Source organism: Novosphingopyxis sp. YJ-S2-01, assembly GCF_016093175.1.
GTDB lineage: Bacteria > Pseudomonadota > Alphaproteobacteria > Sphingomonadales > Sphingomonadaceae > Novosphingopyxis > Novosphingopyxis iocasae.
In genome coordinates, this window is record NZ_JAEDAI010000001.1 from 1,753,919 (window position 1) to 1,769,277 (window position 15,359).

19 protein-coding genes and 2 tRNA genes are annotated in these 15,359 nt (G+C 64.0%); 11 read left to right on the forward strand and 10 right to left on the reverse strand.

Features of this window, described 5'->3' with window-relative positions; all coding sequences use genetic code 11:
• Window positions 1-5: 5 nt before the first annotated feature.
• Together I6A82_RS08570 and I6A82_RS08575 are read right to left on the reverse strand one after the other, a co-directional pair.
• Entirely contained in the window at window positions 6-158 is a 153-nt protein-coding gene (locus tag I6A82_RS08570; RefSeq protein WP_198094519.1) for a hypothetical protein, read from the reverse strand.
• Window positions 159-291: 133 nt separating this feature from the next.
• Window positions 292-368 (reverse strand) — tRNA-Pro (locus I6A82_RS08575).
• A gap of 193 nt (window positions 369-561) precedes the next feature.
• On the opposite strand from I6A82_RS08575, the gene yajC reads away from it, so the two are divergent.
• From yajC to I6A82_RS08595, 4 genes are read left to right on the forward strand one after another with little or no spacing between them, the layout of a single operon-like run.
• The gene (gene yajC / locus I6A82_RS08580; protein WP_442945074.1) at window positions 562-888 is read left to right on the forward strand and encodes a preprotein translocase subunit YajC; all 327 of its coding nucleotides are present in this window, start codon (window positions 562-564) and stop codon (window positions 886-888) included.
• A 54-nt stretch (window positions 889-942) separates the two neighbouring features.
• On the forward strand, window positions 943-2,532 hold the full coding sequence (secD, locus tag I6A82_RS08585) for a protein translocase subunit SecD (protein ID WP_198094520.1): 1,590 nt from the start codon (window positions 943-945) through the stop codon (window positions 2,530-2,532).
• 12 nt (window positions 2,533-2,544) lie between these two features.
• Entirely contained in the window at window positions 2,545-3,525 is a 981-nt protein-coding gene (gene secF, locus I6A82_RS08590; RefSeq protein WP_187335939.1) for a protein translocase subunit SecF, read from the forward strand.
• A 10-nt stretch (window positions 3,526-3,535) separates the two neighbouring features.
• Entirely contained in the window at window positions 3,536-3,904 is a 369-nt protein-coding gene (locus I6A82_RS08595) for an Mth938-like domain-containing protein (RefSeq protein WP_232343591.1), read from the forward strand.
• Between the two features lie 105 nt (window positions 3,905-4,009).
• Here I6A82_RS08595 and I6A82_RS08600 read toward each other — a convergent pair whose 3' ends face one another.
• Together I6A82_RS08600 and I6A82_RS08605 are read right to left on the reverse strand one after the other, a co-directional pair.
• Window positions 4,010-5,182, reverse strand: coding sequence for a glycosyltransferase (locus I6A82_RS08600; RefSeq protein WP_198094522.1), 1,173 nt, complete (start codon window positions 5,180-5,182; stop codon window positions 4,010-4,012).
• A 194-nt stretch (window positions 5,183-5,376) separates the two neighbouring features.
• A complete protein-coding gene (locus I6A82_RS08605; RefSeq protein WP_198094523.1) occupies window positions 5,377-5,940 on the reverse strand; it encodes a helix-turn-helix domain-containing protein in 564 nt (187 codons plus the stop codon).
• Window positions 5,941-6,029: 89 nt separating this feature from the next.
• On the opposite strand from I6A82_RS08605, the gene I6A82_RS08610 reads away from it, so the two are divergent.
• Together I6A82_RS08610 and I6A82_RS08615 are read left to right on the forward strand one after the other, a co-directional pair.
• A complete protein-coding gene (locus tag I6A82_RS08610; protein WP_232343372.1) occupies window positions 6,030-6,536 on the forward strand; it encodes a DUF6456 domain-containing protein in 507 nt (168 codons plus the stop codon).
• A gap of 179 nt (window positions 6,537-6,715) precedes the next feature.
• The gene (locus I6A82_RS08615) at window positions 6,716-7,294 is read left to right on the forward strand and encodes a glutathione binding-like protein (RefSeq protein WP_198094524.1); all 579 of its coding nucleotides are present in this window, start codon (window positions 6,716-6,718) and stop codon (window positions 7,292-7,294) included.
• Between the two features lie 40 nt (window positions 7,295-7,334).
• Here I6A82_RS08615 and I6A82_RS08620 read toward each other — a convergent pair whose 3' ends face one another.
• Complete coding sequence (locus I6A82_RS08620; protein ID WP_198095560.1) at window positions 7,335-9,122, reverse strand: ABC-F family ATP-binding cassette domain-containing protein; 1,788 nt, start codon at window positions 9,120-9,122, stop codon at window positions 7,335-7,337.
• A gap of 76 nt (window positions 9,123-9,198) precedes the next feature.
• Here I6A82_RS08620 and I6A82_RS08625 point away from each other — a divergent pair, with 76 nt between their 5' ends.
• Both I6A82_RS08625 and I6A82_RS08630 read left to right on the forward strand, forming a co-directional pair.
• Entirely contained in the window at window positions 9,199-9,879 is a 681-nt protein-coding gene (locus I6A82_RS08625; RefSeq protein WP_198094525.1) for a spermidine synthase, read from the forward strand.
• A 151-nt stretch (window positions 9,880-10,030) separates the two neighbouring features.
• Entirely contained in the window at window positions 10,031-10,582 is a 552-nt protein-coding gene (locus I6A82_RS08630; RefSeq protein WP_187335946.1) for a DUF1003 domain-containing protein, read from the forward strand.
• Window positions 10,583-10,629: 47 nt separating this feature from the next.
• Here I6A82_RS08630 and I6A82_RS08635 read toward each other — a convergent pair.
• Both I6A82_RS08635 and folK read right to left on the reverse strand, forming a co-directional pair.
• Window positions 10,630-10,705 (reverse strand) — tRNA-Lys (locus tag I6A82_RS08635).
• A 14-nt stretch (window positions 10,706-10,719) separates the two neighbouring features.
• Window positions 10,720-11,256: a 2-amino-4-hydroxy-6-hydroxymethyldihydropteridine diphosphokinase gene (folK, locus tag I6A82_RS08640; RefSeq protein ID WP_332310952.1), complete on the reverse strand. Its 537-nt coding sequence runs from the start codon at window positions 11,254-11,256 to the stop codon at window positions 10,720-10,722.
• Between the two features lie 63 nt (window positions 11,257-11,319).
• Here folK and I6A82_RS08645 point away from each other — a divergent pair, with 63 nt between their 5' ends.
• On the forward strand, window positions 11,320-11,988 hold the full coding sequence (locus I6A82_RS08645; RefSeq protein WP_198094527.1) for a uracil-DNA glycosylase: 669 nt from the start codon (window positions 11,320-11,322) through the stop codon (window positions 11,986-11,988).
• Window positions 11,989-12,058: 70 nt separating this feature from the next.
• Here I6A82_RS08645 and I6A82_RS14645 read toward each other — a convergent pair whose 3' ends face one another.
• Window positions 12,059-12,187, reverse strand: a complete 129-nt coding sequence (locus tag I6A82_RS14645; RefSeq protein ID WP_269750375.1) for a hypothetical protein — start codon at window positions 12,185-12,187, stop codon at window positions 12,059-12,061.
• A 25-nt stretch (window positions 12,188-12,212) separates the two neighbouring features.
• On the opposite strand from I6A82_RS14645, the gene I6A82_RS08650 reads away from it, so the two are divergent.
• On the forward strand, window positions 12,213-12,488 hold the full coding sequence (locus tag I6A82_RS08650) for a hypothetical protein (RefSeq protein ID WP_198094528.1): 276 nt from the start codon (window positions 12,213-12,215) through the stop codon (window positions 12,486-12,488).
• Between the two features lie 108 nt (window positions 12,489-12,596).
• Here the strand turns inward: I6A82_RS08650 and aguB are convergent, their stop codons facing one another.
• Together aguB and I6A82_RS08660 are read right to left on the reverse strand one after the other, a co-directional pair.
• Window positions 12,597-13,445, reverse strand: coding sequence for an N-carbamoylputrescine amidase (gene aguB, locus I6A82_RS08655; RefSeq protein ID WP_198094529.1), 849 nt, complete (start codon window positions 13,443-13,445; stop codon window positions 12,597-12,599).
• Between the two features lie 7 nt (window positions 13,446-13,452).
• Window positions 13,453-14,271 carry an SIMPL domain-containing protein gene (locus I6A82_RS08660; protein WP_198094530.1) on the reverse strand — a complete coding sequence of 273 codons (819 nt, stop codon included), beginning with the start codon at window positions 14,269-14,271 and terminating at the stop codon, window positions 13,453-13,455.
• Between the two features lie 194 nt (window positions 14,272-14,465).
• On the opposite strand from I6A82_RS08660, the gene I6A82_RS08665 reads away from it, so the two are divergent.
• Window positions 14,466-15,356 (forward strand): aldose 1-epimerase family protein, encoded by an 891-nt coding sequence (locus tag I6A82_RS08665; RefSeq protein ID WP_198094531.1) that lies wholly within the window; start codon window positions 14,466-14,468, stop codon window positions 15,354-15,356.
• Window positions 15,357-15,359: the final 3 nt, after the last annotated feature.

The following is a 15,359-nucleotide window of genomic DNA, read 5'->3' on the forward strand; positions in this document are numbered from 1 at the left end:
CGCAGCTATTGCTCCAGCGGCCACGCCTCCGCGTCGGCATGCATGGCATCGGCAGAAGTGATGCCGTCACCCATGCGGCGCAGCGTATCGATCAGAAGGCTACTACGATCGCGCATGGCGCTCATCGAACCGTGCACGTCTCCAAAAATCGCTGCCATCGGCTGGTCGTCGATCGGTATGCGAAGCAAGACCGCGCCCATTCAGGAGACAGCCGCGCGTCCGCAAGCCGGGCGGGCGGGGAACGTTCATGCTGTGAGAAGGCTAAGCGGCGCTGACGGGTCGCCGAAAAAATGGTCGGGACGATAGGATTCGAACCTACGACCCCCACACCCCCAGTGTGATGCGCTACCAGACTGCGCTACGTCCCGACCGAGCGGCGGCCTATAGGGCGGACGAAATGCTTGTGCAAGCCTTCCGCGTAGGATCTTGCATTGCCGCCGCGGGTTTTCGATCGGCGTTGCGCGGCGGGGCTTGGAGTGATAATCGCCCGCCCGATCCTATATGCGGCACGCGCGGTCGCCAAAAACCGCTGCCCGCTTATCTTTCCTAAAGGGAAATTCGATGACTTCCATGCTTGTCAACGCCCAGGCCGCTTCCGGCGGTGCCGGTGCGATCATGCAGATCCTGCCGCTCGTTCTGATTTTCATCGTGTTCTACTGGTTCCTGATCCGGCCCCAGCAGAAGCGCGCCAAAGAGCATGCCGCCAAGGTTGCCAGCGTGGTTCGCGGTGATGAAGTGGTTACTGGTGGCGGCCTGATGGGCAGAGTGACCAAGGTGTCCGAAGACCATGTCGAGATCGAACTGGCCAAGGGCATGACGGTGCGCGCGGTGAAGTCCACCTTGGCCGATGTGGTGCCGAAGAACCCGGGCAAGCCGGCGAACGACTGAGTCGCCGCCTTTCCGGTCCCTTCGCGCGCCCACTTCTGATCAGGCCACCCATCCATGCTCGAATTCACCCAACCCAAGCGTATCTTCATCACGCTGCTGCTGATCATAGGCGTCATTCTGGCGCTGCCCAGCCTGCTGCCCGCCAAAACGGTGGCCGCGCTTCCGGACTTTCTGCCCAAGCAGACCATCAATTTCGGGCTCGATCTGGCCGGTGGTAGCCATCTCTTGCTGGAGGCGGACCCCGTGCAGGTGCGCGAGCAGCAGCTGGAGAAGATGGAAGAGAATGTCCGCGCCGCGCTGAAGGATGCAAATGGCGTCGATTATGGTGAAATCTCGCGCACCGGCGGTCAGCTCAGCTTCACCGTGGCGGACCAGAGCCAGGTCGATGCCGCGCGCGAAGCGGTGCAGGGCCTCACCACCGGGGCGGGCCTGACCGGCCAGCGCGACTGGACGATCCGCGTGCTCGACGGAACGCGTTTCGTCATGACGCCGTCCGATGCGGGCATTTCGCGCAATCTGAATGATGCGATGGACACCGCCACCGACGTGATCCGCCGCCGTATCGATGAACTGGGCACGCGCGAGCCCACGATCATCCGGCAGGGCGATGATCGCATCGTCGTGCAGGTGCCGGGGCTCGACAATCCGCAGGCGCTGAAGGACCTGCTCGGCCAGACTGCCAAGCTCGAATTCAAGATGGTGGATTATCAGAACCCGCCGGAAGATACGCAGGTCGGCAAGGCGCGCATTGGCAGCCAGGCCTTCCCGCTGGAAGACGGCAGCGGCTATGTCGCCGTGCGGCGCCTGGGCGGCATTTCGGGCGACAGCCTGACGGGCGCGCAGCAGAGCTATAATCAGGACAACCAGCCCGTCGTCACCATCCAGTTCGACACGACGGGCGGCCGGAAGTTCGCGCAGCTGACGCAGGCCAATGTTGGCAAGCAGTTCGCGATCATCCTGGATAACAAGGTGCTCAGCGCGCCGGTGATCCAGGAACCGATCCTGGGCGGCACGTCGCAAATCTCCGGCAACTTCACGGTGGAGAGCGCCAACAACCTCGCCATCGCGCTGCGCTCCGGCGCGCTGCCGATCGATCTGAAGATTGTGGAGGAACGCACCGTCGGCCCAGATCTGGGTGCTGATTCCATTCGCTCCGGCGGCATTGCCGCAGCGGTTGCGACCTTCGCAGTGCTCGCCTTCATGGCGCTGACCTATGGTCGTTTCGGGCTCTATGCCAACGCCGCGCTGATCATCAACCTGCTGCTGATCCTGGGGATCATGAGCCTGTTCGGCGCCACGTTGACGCTGCCGGGCATCGCCGGCTTCGTCCTCACCGTCGGATCGGCGGTGGACGCAAACGTGCTGATCAACGAGCGCATCCGCGAGGAGCAGCGAAGGGGCCGCCGCGTCATCCAGGCGATCGAGGTGGGCTACCGCGAGGCGAGCCGCGCGATCTTCGACGCGAACCTCACCAACGTCATCGCCGCGGTGCTGCTGTTCCTGTTCGGTAGCGGGCCGATCCGCGGCTTTGCCGTCGTGCTCGTTATCGGCATCGTCACCTCGGTGTTCACCGCCGTCACCGTCACGCGCATGTGGGTCGCCGGCTGGGTCCGCCGCAACCGCCCCACCGAACTGCACATCTGAGGATCGAAACCCATGCGACTGCTGAAACTCGTTCCGGACGATACCAATATCGATTTCATGAAGTGGCGCTACATCGCCACCGGCCTGTCCGTGCTGCTGATGATCATCTCGATCGTCCTGGTGGCGACGCGCGGGCTGAACTTCGGGGTCGATTTCGTGGGCGGCCAGATGATCCGCGTCACCTTCACCGAAACCGCCGAAGCCCCCGTGTCCGAATTGCGCGATACGGTCGGCTCGCTCGGCTATGGATCGCCCTCAATCCAGCGCTTCGGCGCGCCCAACGAAGTCTCGATCCGCATGCGCCTGCCGCAGGAAGCGGAGGGCAAGACGGGCGCGGCCAACGCCATGACCAACGCCATCGTCGGCGCGATCCAGAAGGATTATCCCGGCGCCCGCGTGGACGGCGTGGACAGCGTGTCCGGCAAGGTATCGGACGAATTGTTCCAGAAGGGATCGATCGCGCTGCTTGCCGCGATGGTCGCCATCGCGATCTACATCTGGGTGCGATTCGAATGGCAATTCGGCGTTGGGGGGCTGGCTGCGCTGGCGCATGACGTGACGCTGACCTTCGGGTTCTTCGCGCTCACCCAGCTGGAGTTTGATCTCAACATCATCGCCGCGCTGCTGACCATTATCGGCTATTCGCTGAACGATACCATCGTGGTGTATGACCGTATCCGTGAGAACTTGAAGAAATACCGAAAGATGGAGATCGGGGAGCTGCTAAATCTCTCGGTCAACGAAACGCTGTCGCGCACGGTGATGACCAGCTTGACGATGGTGATCGTGCTGGTCGCGATGCTGCTGCTCGGCCCCGAAACCATCTTCGGCTTCACCGCGGCGATGACGCTGGGCATCGTGGTCGGCACCTACAGCTCCATCTATTGGGGCGCGCCGATCCTGGTGTGGCTGAAGGTCGGCCCGGACAGCTTCGTGCCGGTGGGCGACAAGCCCGGCGCCGTGCCGAAGGACCGCGAGGGATATACCCGCTGATATGGTCGAGATGCGTCAGGAACAGGGCGCGGGGCCGCAGGTCACCGGCTTTTCGGGCACCGGCTTCAAGGTGCGCGATGCCGTCTTCCCGGACGGTGTGATCCTGACTCAGGAAGAGGCGCGCACCTGGACGCCGCCGGCGATCGATGCGCTGGCGGTGGCCGATCTGGGTGATGCGCTGGAGAGCGAACCCAGGCCCGAGTTCCTGCTGCTCGGCACGGGCGTCAAGCTCGTCCAGCCGCCTGCCGCCTTTCGCCGCGCGATGGAAGAGCGCGGCATCGGGATCGAGGCGATGGACAGCCGCGCCGCCGCCCGCACGCTCGCGCTGCTGCGCGCCGAAGAACGCTGGGTGGTCGCGGCGCTGTATCCACTGGGCTGAGGACCGACTGTTTGCCGATGAATCCGTAGCCCTGAGCTTGTCGAAGGGCGCTTCTCGTCGAAGCCAAACGTCCGTCGACCCTTCGACCAGCTCAGGGCTCAGGACTTACGGATACAGAGCAAGCGCCCGCCTGAAAAACCCCTCCAATTCCTCGCCATTCCGGTCCCAGCTGAACCGCTCCACCGTCGCACGCACCGCCGCGCGATCCGGCTTGTCCGCAAGCAACTCGCGCACCGCCGCAGCGATCGCGGCGGGCTCCTGCGCCGTCACGCGGCCCGCCACCGCACTCGACACCAGTTCACGCGCGCCGCCCGCTTCGCTCACCACCACCGGCGTGCCGCAGGCAAGCGCCTCGACCCAGGCATTGGCCAGCCCTTCGCTATCTGATGGTGAGACCAGCACGTCCGCCGCTGAAAGCCATTCAGGCAGATCGTCATGCGGCACCGCCCCGACGAAATGCACCCGGTCCGCCACCCCGCGCGCCTGCGCCAGCGCGCGATAGGCTGCTTCCCGCTCACCCTTGCCGATCAGAAGCAGCGTGACGCCGGGCAGCGCGGCAAGCGCCTCGATCACCAGATCCTGCCGCTTGCGCTCGATCAGCGCACCAAGCGTGGCGATCACCGGCCCGTCGATGCTGAGCCGCGCGCGCAGGCCGGTGCCGTCGACAGGCCGGAAACGCGTCTGATCGCAGCCGGTATAATGCACCGTGATGCCGTCAGAAGGCATGCCGAGCGCGGCCATATCGTCCTTCAGCGCCCCGCACACCGCCAGCAGCCCCGTCGCGCCCCGCGCCGCCTCCAGCACCGCCTCGCGCGATCCCTCGCGCCGGCCCCAATGGTGGATATCGGCGCCGCGCGCCTTCACCGTATAGGGAAGGTGCAAAGCCCCCGCGATCGCCTGCGCCGCGGGGCCGTCGGGATAGAAAAACTCCGCATCGATCAGATCGAACGGACGCTTTGCATTTAGGTCGCGCACCAGCGGCAGCACCGCGCGGGCGATGGCCGCAGGGTTGCGGTCCGGCAAGCCCGGCAGCAGGCGGAAGCGCGGGCGATGCACATACAGATCCCGCCACCGCTCATGCCGCGGCAATCCACGCAATGCCCGGTAACGCGGATGGCGATCGAGCGGGAAGGGCGGGAGGCCGATGGGGTTCACCACCGTCACCTCCATCCCCTCCCGCGCGGCCAGCGCCGCCGTTTGCCGTTCGACGAAGATGCCGAAATTGCGCGCGGCAGCATTCGGGAACAGCGAGGCAAGGGTGAGGATGCGGAGGGTCATAACGTGTTTTCTAAAACCTTCCTCAAGACGCCGTAATCTCGGTTTATGAAGATCAGTTAGCGGGCAACCCCGCTCCCCGTTCGCCCTGAGCTTGTCGAAGGGCCGTACTTCCCGCGATCTCTCTCAGGACTGGAAAAACAGGACGGGGCTTCGACAAGCTCAGCCTGAACGGATCGGATAAAAGCGGCGCTGACCTACAATCCCCGCACCAGCTTCGTCGCCACGCCGATCCATGGCGGATCGGCCACCACCTGTTGTCGCCCGCCTGCGCCAAGCGGGAGCAGGTGCAGCTTGCCGTCTTCGCGGCCGATCAGGCGGCCGAAGAGGAAGCGGCCGGCGGGGCGGGGGAGGAGGACGTCGCGGTTGAGCGCGCGGCCATAAGATTCGGGCGCCAGCGTCTCGATCCAGATTTCATCGCCCGCGCGATAATCGCCGATGCCGGTTTCCACCACCACCGCCTGGGTCGATCCGCCGGGTGCGGGCGGAGCGAGGGTGGCGGTTTGAGTCAGCGCGCGGGCGCCTTCGGCGGTAAGGCGCGCGGCGACGGGAATGTCGGTGCGATCGGGCAGCTCCACCAGTTCGCTGGATTCGACGCCGAGCGCCTCTGCAATCCGGTTGAGCCAGTCCAGCGACAGCGTGCGGGTGCCGGTTTCCAGCCGCCCGATGGTCTGCGCGGTGGTGGGCGGCATACAGGCGCGGGCAACCTCGTCCAGCGTCAGGCCCTTGGCCTTGCGAACCTCACGGATGCGGTGAAGCATAAAAATAATCTCCTGTCCGGTTCCTTTTCCGCTGTCCTACATCGACGGACCCATGGCAAGCCAGAAATAGAACCAAATGGGAGAATATCATGCCGCGGAAACAGCCGAAGCTACATGACGATCCGCGCCCGCTGGCCGAACGCGGCCTGCCGGGCGGGCGGCGGCTTGCTTCCGGTCGCCCCGCTCGCAGCGTGACCGTCAACCAGGCGGAGTCCCCGCTCGCCTGGCTACACGCTCGCGGGCATCTAACCGATCGACAGTTCGATGCGGGTGAAAAGCTGCGCTTCGACTATGAAAGCGCCTCGCTTGGGCCCCGCGTCACGATGGGCTGGAACCCGGAGCCGCGCGGCAAGGGGCGGCGCGGGCCCGCCGATCATCTGGAGCCCGGCGAACGCCAACTGGCCGCCAAGCAGCGCTTCGACGGCGCGCTGGCGGCGCTCGGCGGCGAACTGTCTGACATCGCCTGGCGCGTGGTGTGCGATGGACAGAGCATGGGGCCGGCGGAACGCGGCTTGGGCTGGCCCGCGCGTTCGGGCAAGCTGGTGCTGCGCATCGCGCTCGACCGGTTGGCGACGTTCTACCGGCTGCCGGGGTGAGTATCGACGTCATTGCGAGGAGCGAAGCGACGCGGCAATCCAAGGCCGTTGCGGCGCTGCATACGCTCTGGATTGCTTCGTTGCCCTTCGGGCGCCTCGCAATGACGGCATGCTTGGCGGGAACCGCTCGAAGCGCCCGCGCGCTTGGTTTGCACGAACCACAAACGGAGCATCCCCCCATGAAACTCTATTACTCCCCCGGCGCCTGCAGCCTCGCCAGCCACATCGCCCTCGTCGAAAGCGGTGAGGATTATCAGAAGGAAAAGGTCGATCTTTCCGAACATAAGACCGAAAGCGGCAAGGACTTCTATGAAATCAGCCCGCGCGGTTATGTGCCCGCGATCGAGACCGAGGACGGTTTTCTGACCGAAAATCCGGCGGTGCTGACGCTGCTCGCCGATCGCTTCGGCACCGCGCCGGATGGACGCGCGCGGTACAAGATGCTGGAATGGATCGGCTTCATCGGCACTGAAATCCACGGCGCTTACGGTCCGCTGTTCGGCGGCGCGGAGGGCAGCGAAAAGGAAGCGGCCAAGCAGACCGTCGAAGAGAAGTTCAAGCTGGCCGAGAAACTAATGGACGGCGGCGACTGGCTGGTCGGCGACAAACCGACGCCGGCGGACAATTACCTCTTCGTCACAACGCTTTGGGCGGACAAGTTCGGCGTGAATCTGCCGCGCACCCTGCAGGATTATCGCGCCCGGCACAAGGAACGCCCGGCCGTGCAGCAGGCGATGAAGGAAGAGGGGCTGGCTTGAGGAGAAAAAGCCTCTCTGGACTGTGTGAAGCAGTGTGAAGCTAGCCGTCGAGCGCTTCGGCCTCGGCGGCCAGCTCCAGCCAGTGTTCCTCCGCCGCGTCCTTCTCAGCGCGCTTGGCGTCGAGCGCGTTGGTCAGCCGCTGGAACAGGCCCGGATCGCGCGTGTAGAGGTCCGGATCGGACAGCGCCGTCTCACCGGCCGCGATGTCGGCCTCCATCGTCTCGATCAGCCCGGGCAGCCGGTCGAGGTCGCGTTGGTCCTTGTAGCTGAGCTTGCGCGCCTTGGGCGGCGGCGGAGCAGGCGGCGGCGGGGCGGCCTTGGCGGCGGACGCAGGAGCGGTGCGCGGACGACGCTTCGCCTCCCAGTCGGCATAGCCGCCCGCCACGATGTCGACATGGCCCGATCCGTCGAGGCCGAGCGTGAGGTTCACCGTGCGGTCCAGGAAGTCGCGGTCATGGCTGACGAGCAACACGGTGCCCTCATAGTCGGCGATCACCTCCTGCAGGAGGTCGAGCGTCTCGAGGTCGAGGTCGTTGGTCGGCTCGTCGAGGACGAGGAGGTTGGAGGCGCGGGCGAACTCGCGGGCCAAGAGCAGGCGGCTCTTCTCCCCGCCAGAGAGGATGCCGACCTTGGTCTCGATCACGCCCGGATCGAACAGGAAGTCCTTGAGGTAGCCCTGCACATGCTTGCGAACGCCGCGTACGTCGATCCAGTCGCTGCCGTCGGCCAGCACGTCGCGCACGCGCTTGTCCGGCTGCATCAGGCTGCGCTGCTGATCGATGACGACGCCCGAGAGCGTAGGTGACAGCGTGATCGAGCCCTCATCCGGTTCCAGCTCTCCGGTGAGCAGCTTGATCAGGGTGGTCTTGCCCGCGCCGTTCGATCCGACGATGCCGATCCGGTCGCCGCGCTGTACCCGCAAGCTGAAGTCGCGGATGATGGTCCGGTCCTCGAACCGTTTCGTCACCCCCTCGGCGACGATCACCGACTTGGTGCGGCTGTCATCGGTGGCGATGGCGAGCTTGGCGGGACCGGTCGGCCCCAGCATTGCGGCACGCTGCGCGCGCATCTCGTAGAGCTTCGACAGCCGCCCCTGGTTGCGCTTGCGCCGCGCGGTGACGCCGCGTTCCAGCCAGTGCGCTTCGAGCTTCAGCTTGGCGTCCAGCTTCTCGGCAGCGCGCGCGTCTTCGGCGGCGATCTGCTCCATCCACGCCTCGTAGCCGCCGAAGCCGACGTCCTTGCGCCGCAGAGCCCCGCGGTCGAGCCACAGCGTGGCGCGCGTCAGCCGCGTCAGGAAGGTCCGGTCGTGACTGATGACGAGGAAGGCGCCCTTGAAGCGGTTCAACCAGTCCTCCAGCCACTCGATCGCGGCGAGATCGAGATGGTTGGTGGGCTCGTCGAGCAGCAGCAGATCGGGTTCGCTGCCCAGCGCGCGGCAAAGCGCGGCACGGCGCCGCTCGCCCCCGCTGGCTCTCGCCGCCTCGCGGCCGAGGTCGATGCCGAGCTGGTCGGCGATGGCGAGCACGGCATGCTCGGGCGGGCCGTCGGCCCCGTGGACCGCGAAGTCGAGCAGCGTATCGAACGGGCCGAAGTCCGGGTTCTGCTCCAGGAAGACCACATTGGTGCCCGGCACCACGGTGCGCTTGCCCCGGTCCGCCTCGATCCGATCGTCGAGCAGCTTCAGAAGCGTGGTCTTGCCCGCGCCGTTGCGGCCGATCAGCGCCAGCCGGTCGCGCGGGCCGATGTGGATGTCGAGATCCTGGAACAGCCAGCCGGCGCCTTGCACCAGGCCAAGGCCTTCATAGGAGAGGATAGGAGGTTCGGCCATGTTCGCGGGGAGGTAGGCCGATCCCGGCGGCGCTTCAAGCTGGTCTTCCGCCTTCGGAGCGGCAATAGCGAAGCCCATGACCCCGCGCGAACTGATTGACACCGCGCCCATACCGGGCGGCAATGAGCTGAAACTCTATCGGCGCGGGGGCGATCATATCATCGTGCTCGATCGCAACGAGCTGATGAACAGCCGGATGAGCGGCAGCGAGGAGGCGCTGGCGAGCCTGGCGGCGGAGCGGCTGGCGGGGCGCAAGAGCCAGCGCTGGCTGATCGGCGGTTACGGCATGGGCTTCACGTTGCGCCGGGCGCTCGGGCTTGTGGAACAAGATGCGAAAGTCGACCTGGTCGAACTGGTACCTCAGATCGTCGAGTGGGCGCGCGGGCCGATGGCGGAGTTGACGGGCGCGTGCCTGGACGATACGCGCCTGTCCTTGCGCCTCGGTGATGTCGGCGAAACGATCCGTGGCGCACAGGAATGCTATGATGCAATCCTGCTGGATGTCGACAACGGCCCCGACGGGCTGGTGCGTGCCGGCAATGATGGACTATATGGTGCGGCGGGAATCGCTGCCGCAGGGCGCGCGCTCAAGCCGGGAGGGTTGGTGGCCTATTGGTCCGCCGCGCCGGACACGGCATTCACCAAGCGGTTGAATGCCAGCGGCCTTGCGGTGGAGGAGCAGATGGTACGCGCCAGAAGCAACGGCAAAGGTCCGCGTCACACCATCTGGCTGGCGAGCCGTTCGAAGGCACGGTGACGGCCTGAGCGCGTCCGCGCAGCAAAGTGGCCGCGTATCGTTCAGACTTCTCCCGGAGCTGCTGGTTTAACCGGCGACGCCTTGCCATTGCTGAAGGTAAGCAGCGCCCGGCTGGCCGCGGAAGACTGCGCCGAACGAAGGACATGCGCGTATGATCGATCCTAAACATGTTATGACGGAACTGACGAGGAAGCTGCTTGGCGCGAACCCGGCTGACCCTGAAGAGCAGCGCGTGGTCGATCATATCGAACGCCGCGCCCCCATCAGCCGGGACGTTGGCGACCTGGCCGATGCGCAGGACAGCTTTTGGGATCGCCTGGCCGATTCCGTCGCGCGTATTGGCGGCTCCTGGCCGTTTATCGGCATGTTCTTCCTGTTCCTTCTGGCCTGGACCGGAACGAACAGCTTTCTTCTGGCCAAAGGCAGCGCCTTCGATCCCTATCCGTACATTTTCCTTAACCTCATGCTGTCGATGCTGGCCGCGATCCAGGCACCGATCATCATGATGAGCCAGAACCGGCAGGCCGAAAAGGACCGGATCGCCGCCGCCCATGATTATGAGGTGAACCTTCGATCAGAAATCGAGATCCTGGGCATGCAGGAAAAACTCGATCGCCTGCGCGGCGAGCAGCACGAAAGAATTTTCGAACGCCAGGAGTTGATTCTGAAACAGCTCGAGCGGATCGAAAAGCGGCTGCCGTAACCGAATGTGCGGCCAGCTCAGCCGCTACGACCGGAACATGGAAAAGGTGGTGAGCCCTGCTGGGTTCGAACCAGCGACCTACTGATTAAAAGTCAGTTGCTCTACCGACTGAGCTAAGGGCCCCACCGCCGCGTCCCCTATAAAGTGCGTGGGGCTCGGTCAAGCGGCTTGGGGTGATTGTGGCGCAAGAGCAACTGGCGGACCGACAGGCCAGTAGCCGGATCACGCCATTCAGCCGCGATCTGGGCAGCGGGTTTCAGGACGAAAGAGCGAATGCGGAAGGCCGGATGAGGGATCATGAGCGCAGCGTTCCGGTACGCACCGCCTGACCACATAATGATGTCGAGGTCGATCACGCGCTCACCCCAGCGGCGGCCCCGTCGCCGGCCGAAATACCGCTCGATGGCTTTCAGTTCGGCGAGCAGCCTGGGTGGATCAAGGTCGCAGCGCAGGAGGATCGCCGCGTTGGCGAAACGACGGCGCGAGGGGCCAAGGGGTTCGGTTTCGACGATATCCGACGCGCGCTCCAGCGATCCGAGGCGTTGAAGAGCCAGCATTGCCGCCCGCACGTTGGCGCGTGGATCACCATGCTCGGCGCTCATCCGGTTCGACCCGAGCGCGATGCAATAAAATTCAGCACCTTGAAAATCAGCGGATTGCAGCTGTCGGCTCACTTTCGCTCCTGCGTCGGTTCTGGAGGCTGGCATGGTGGCGGCGTGGGCGGTAGGCAAGTCTGCATGACACGAAACGCACCTGTCGATATCCCGCTCGCCGCGACTGAACCGGACCGCGACTGTCCGCTCTGCCCCCGGCTGGTGGCGCTGCGTGAGGAACTGCGCGCCGAGCACCCGGACTGGTGGAATGCGCCCGTTCCGGCTTGGGGCGATCCTGCCGCATGGCTCGCCATCATTGGCTTGGCACCCGGAAAGCATGGTGCGAATCGAACCGGGAGACCGTTTACGGGCGATTATGCGGGTGACCTTCTGTTCGAGACACTGTCGAAGATGGGACTAGCCCGCGGGAGTTATGGGTCTGCGGCGGATGACGGGTTCGAGTTGGACGGGGCCATCATCATCAATGCGGTGAAATGTCTGCCGCCCCAGAACAAGCCGACTTCCGCGGAAATCAACCAATGCCGGCAATTTCTTTCCCGGCAGGAGGAAGAGCTGCCCAAGGCCCGCATATTCATCGCGCTCGGGCGGATCGCGCATGATAGCTTCGTGCGGCACTGTGGCGGGCGGCTGGCGGATTTTCCCTTTGGTCACAACCGCAGTCATACGCTGCCTGACGGGCGCATCCTGATCGATAGTTATCACTGCTCGCGATACAATACGAATACCGGCCGGCTGACGCCCGAGATGTTCGAGGCGGTCTTCGAGCAGGCGAAGGACTTGCGCAGAACGTAACGCATTGTGCGAAAGCGGGGCGGATCCGTGTGCGGTGCCGGCCTCTGTTTTTGCAGGTGAAACGACTAAGCTACTGAATCTTCACGATAGCGTCTGTTTCTTGGGCGAAGAAGCCGTGACAGTAATGAAACAATTCGACGCTTTTCGCTTGCAACTGGCCGACCACATAGCGAAGTTGCGCGCCGATCGAGCGGCGCATGCCGCGATCAACTAGGGAGATTAAAATGCGTAAATTGGTTCTGGCCACCGCTCTGCTGAGCTCGGCCACGTTGATCACTGCTTGCCAGAGCAAGGAAGCTGATGCCGTCGAAGACAACGCCGAGGCACAGGCCGACGCGATCGACGAGCAGGCCGACATGGCGACCAACGAAGTCACCGAAGATGCGCTCGAGAACAAGGCCGACAAGGTCGAGGAAATGGGCGAAGAAAAAGCGAACGCCATGGATGACAACGGCGAAATCGCTCCCAGCGAAACCGGCGTTGGCGACACGCAGAACTAAGCTGCAAAGCCAGTTTGAAGAGCGGCCTCGGAGCGATCCGGGGCCGTTTTTCTTTGGGCATCGCTCCGGGAAGCCGCGTCTGGCCGGGTTGATCGTCCTTCCGGCGCCTCAGCGATCCTCACTAAGGCGGCCGTAGAGATCGGGGCGGCGATCACGGAAGAAGCCCATGCCAGCGCGGTGCTTGGCGGCCAGCGCGAGATCGACCGTGCTCACCAGGACGCCGGTTTCCCCGCCATCGAAGCGCTCTACCAGTTCGCCCCACTCATCCGTTATGAAGCTGTGGCCGTAGAAGGCTTGCCCGTCTTCCACGCCGATCCGGTTGGCGGCAATTACCGGCATGCAGTTGGAAACCGAATGACCCTGCATAGCACGCCGCCACATATGGCGCGTGTCCAGCGTGGCGTCATAAGGTTCCGAGCCGATGGCGGTGGGATAGAACAACAGCTGCGCGCCCATCAGCGCCATCGCCCGCGCGCATTCGGGATACCATTGGTCCCAACAGATGCCGACGCCGATGCGCGTCCCGTACAGGTCCCACGTCTTGAAGCCGGTGTTGCCGGGGCGGAAATAGTATTTTTCCTCATAACCGGGACCGTCCGGGATGTGCGACTTGCGGTAGACGCCCATCAGTTCGCCCTCCGGGCCGATCATGGCGAGGCTGTTATAATATTGCTGCCCGTCTTGTTCGAAAAAGCTGGTCGGGATCGCCACCTTGAGCGAGGCCGCCAGTTTCTGCATCGCGAGCACGCAAGGATGCTCGTAAACGGGGCGGGCGGTGGCAAAGAGCGCCTCTTCTTCCACCTTGCAGAAATAGGGCCCTTCGAACAGTTCGGGCGGCAGGATCACCTGCGCGCCGCGGCCCGCGGCCTCTTCCACCAGATCGGAAACGGCGCCGATATTGGTTTCGATATCGGCATTCAGGGCGAGTTGCAGGGCGGCGACGGTCAGCTTGGTCATGGGCGCCTTATTTGCCGCCCTTCAGCGCGAAGTCCACACTCACCGTCACCGTGCTCGTCGTCGTACCAGGCTGCAACGCCACCGATGCCTGCTCGGCAACCGGTGAGGCAGGGCGCACAATCGGCGGCGGTGCATAGGGCACCGGCCCGTCCTGCAGCGCGCTGTCGCGGATCGCGAGCACCCGTGAGATCTTGAGGCCCGCCGCACCGGCATAAGCCTCCGCCCGCGCCCGCGCTGCCTTGTACGCGTTGGTATAGGCGCTCATGCTTGCCGCCTCTGGATCGGACAGGCGCAAATCAGGACCGGACAGTAGGTTCGCCCCTGCACCAGTGGCTGCCGTTACCACTCGGGCGGCCCGGGCAATATCGCGCACGCGTACTTCTACGCTGTTATTCGCTTCATATTGCCCCTCCTGCTTGCCGTAACCGATGCGGTTTACGCTGATCGTCTGCGTCCGCAGGTCCTTGTCCGCCACACCCTGAGCCTTCAGCGCGGCGATCAGCTTCCCCATGCCCTCCGCATTGGCTTGATTCGCGGCGGCGGCGCTGGGGCGGATCGTCTGGATGCCTGCGGTGAAGCGCGCTTCGTCCGGCTGGTTTTCGGCGCGGCCGGTAGCCGAGACGGTCAGCAGCGTTTCGTCATGGTCTACACCGCGTGCATCGGGCACGCGCTCCGCGCAGGCCGATAGGCTGCCAAGCAGCGCAATCGCGGCGAGGGGTGCCAGCTTCCCACATTCCCGAGTGACCAAAGATTGAGATATTCGCCGCCGCGCTACTGCGAGGACCTGAACCGGGCGGTGCGAGTCGAAAGCTTTGGAAAATTTCATGACCGACCCGATCCTCAGGAACGCAGCGCAGAACGCACGCAGCAGTTCAGCATGATACACGGTTTCATTGTCGTCAATCCGCGTCGCTCAACCGGATCCTCAGCGCAAAACTCGCCTTCAGCTTTTCCTCTTCGGCCACGGACCCATTCTGCTGCAAAAACGTTACACTCGCGTCATCATCAATAGGGGCGCCTATGCGCAACCTAATTTCTCTTGCATCGTCCGGCTTCACCGCCACCGTCTCTAAGCGCGGAGCGGAGTTGCAGTCGCTGGTCGATGGGGAGGGGCGGGATCTCCTGTGGCATGGAGATCCTCGTTACTGGAAAGGCAGAGCGCCGATCTTGTTCCCGGTAATCGGGACGCTCCACAATGGTGGTTATCGGTTGGACGGTCGGCATTATGACATGCCGAAACATGGATTCGCGCGCGACAGGCTGTTTGAGGTTGCACAGCACCAGCCCGGTGCCGCCACCTTTACCTTGCGTGACGATTCAGAAACCCGCGCACTCTATCCGTTCGCCTTCGTGCTGGAAGTACATTTCGTCCTTCAAGATTCGGAGCTGTCGATTACCGCAACGGTGAGAAATACGGGAGAGGATGCCATGCCCTTCTCCTTCGGTTTTCACCCTGCTTTTCGCTGGCCGCTGCCTTTCAATGCGCCGCGCAGTGCCCACCGGATCCGTTTCGGAAAGGGGGAGATTGTCCCGTTGCGCCGCATCGATGCGGAAGGTTTTCTGCGTCCCGAAGCTCTGCCAACCCCTATCGCTGATAATATCTTGGCCCCGGATGATCGCCAGTTTGAAGAGGATGCGATGATCTTCAGCGGCATCGAAAGCCGCTTTGTACGCTATGGCGCGCCGGGCCAGCCTGCGCTGGATATAGCCTTTCCGGACATGGATGTTCTCGGCATCTGGACAAAACCGGGTGCGCCGTTCCTGTGTATCGAGCCTTGGTCCGGAATTTCCGAGCCGCAGAATTGGGAAGGTGATTTCCGAGAGAAGCCGGCCAGCCGGTTGCTCGCGCCGGGAGAGGATCGCCGTTTTACAATGAGCATTGCCCAGCAGGACGATTTCGACGCCGACTGAACG

Bases quoted from the DNA above. Each gene is read 5' to 3' on its own strand.
- I6A82_RS08645 (WP_198094527.1), top strand. From the start codon at position 11,320: ATGACACGAAACGCACCTGTCGATATCCCGCTCGCCGCGACTGAACCG.
- I6A82_RS08615 (WP_198094524.1), top strand. From the start codon at position 6,716: ATGAAACTCTATTACTCCCCCGGCGCCTGCAGCCTCGCCAGCCACATC.
- I6A82_RS08665 (WP_198094531.1), top strand. From the start codon at position 14,466: ATGCGCAACCTAATTTCTCTTGCATCGTCCGGCTTCACCGCCACCGTC.
- aguB (WP_198094529.1), bottom strand. From the start codon at position 13,445: ATGACCAAGCTGACCGTCGCCGCCCTGCAACTCGCCCTGAATGCCGAT.
- I6A82_RS08595 (WP_232343591.1), top strand. From the start codon at position 3,536: ATGCGTCAGGAACAGGGCGCGGGGCCGCAGGTCACCGGCTTTTCGGGC.
- I6A82_RS08605 (WP_198094523.1), bottom strand. From the start codon at position 5,940: ATGCTTCACCGCATCCGTGAGGTTCGCAAGGCCAAGGGCCTGACGCTG.
- I6A82_RS14645 (WP_269750375.1), bottom strand. From the start codon at position 12,187: ATGCGCCGCTCGATCGGCGCGCAACTTCGCTATGTGGTCGGCCAGTTG.
- I6A82_RS08625 (WP_198094525.1), top strand. From the start codon at position 9,199: ATGACCCCGCGCGAACTGATTGACACCGCGCCCATACCGGGCGGCAAT.
- I6A82_RS08570 (WP_198094519.1), bottom strand. From the start codon at position 158: ATGGCAGCGATTTTTGGAGACGTGCACGGTTCGATGAGCGCCATGCGC.
- I6A82_RS08660 (WP_198094530.1), bottom strand. From the start codon at position 14,271: ATGAAATTTTCCAAAGCTTTCGACTCGCACCGCCCGGTTCAGGTCCTC.
- secF (WP_187335939.1), top strand. From the start codon at position 2,545: ATGCGACTGCTGAAACTCGTTCCGGACGATACCAATATCGATTTCATG.
- secD (WP_198094520.1), top strand. From the start codon at position 943: ATGCTCGAATTCACCCAACCCAAGCGTATCTTCATCACGCTGCTGCTG.
- yajC (WP_442945074.1), top strand. From the start codon at position 562: ATGACTTCCATGCTTGTCAACGCCCAGGCCGCTTCCGGCGGTGCCGGT.
- I6A82_RS08600 (WP_198094522.1), bottom strand. From the start codon at position 5,182: ATGACCCTCCGCATCCTCACCCTTGCCTCGCTGTTCCCGAATGCTGCC.
- I6A82_RS08620 (WP_198095560.1), bottom strand. From the start codon at position 9,122: ATGGCCGAACCTCCTATCCTCTCCTATGAAGGCCTTGGCCTGGTGCAA.
- I6A82_RS08610 (WP_232343372.1), top strand. From the start codon at position 6,030: ATGCCGCGGAAACAGCCGAAGCTACATGACGATCCGCGCCCGCTGGCC.
- I6A82_RS08650 (WP_198094528.1), top strand. From the start codon at position 12,213: ATGCGTAAATTGGTTCTGGCCACCGCTCTGCTGAGCTCGGCCACGTTG.
- I6A82_RS08630 (WP_187335946.1), top strand. From the start codon at position 10,031: ATGATCGATCCTAAACATGTTATGACGGAACTGACGAGGAAGCTGCTT.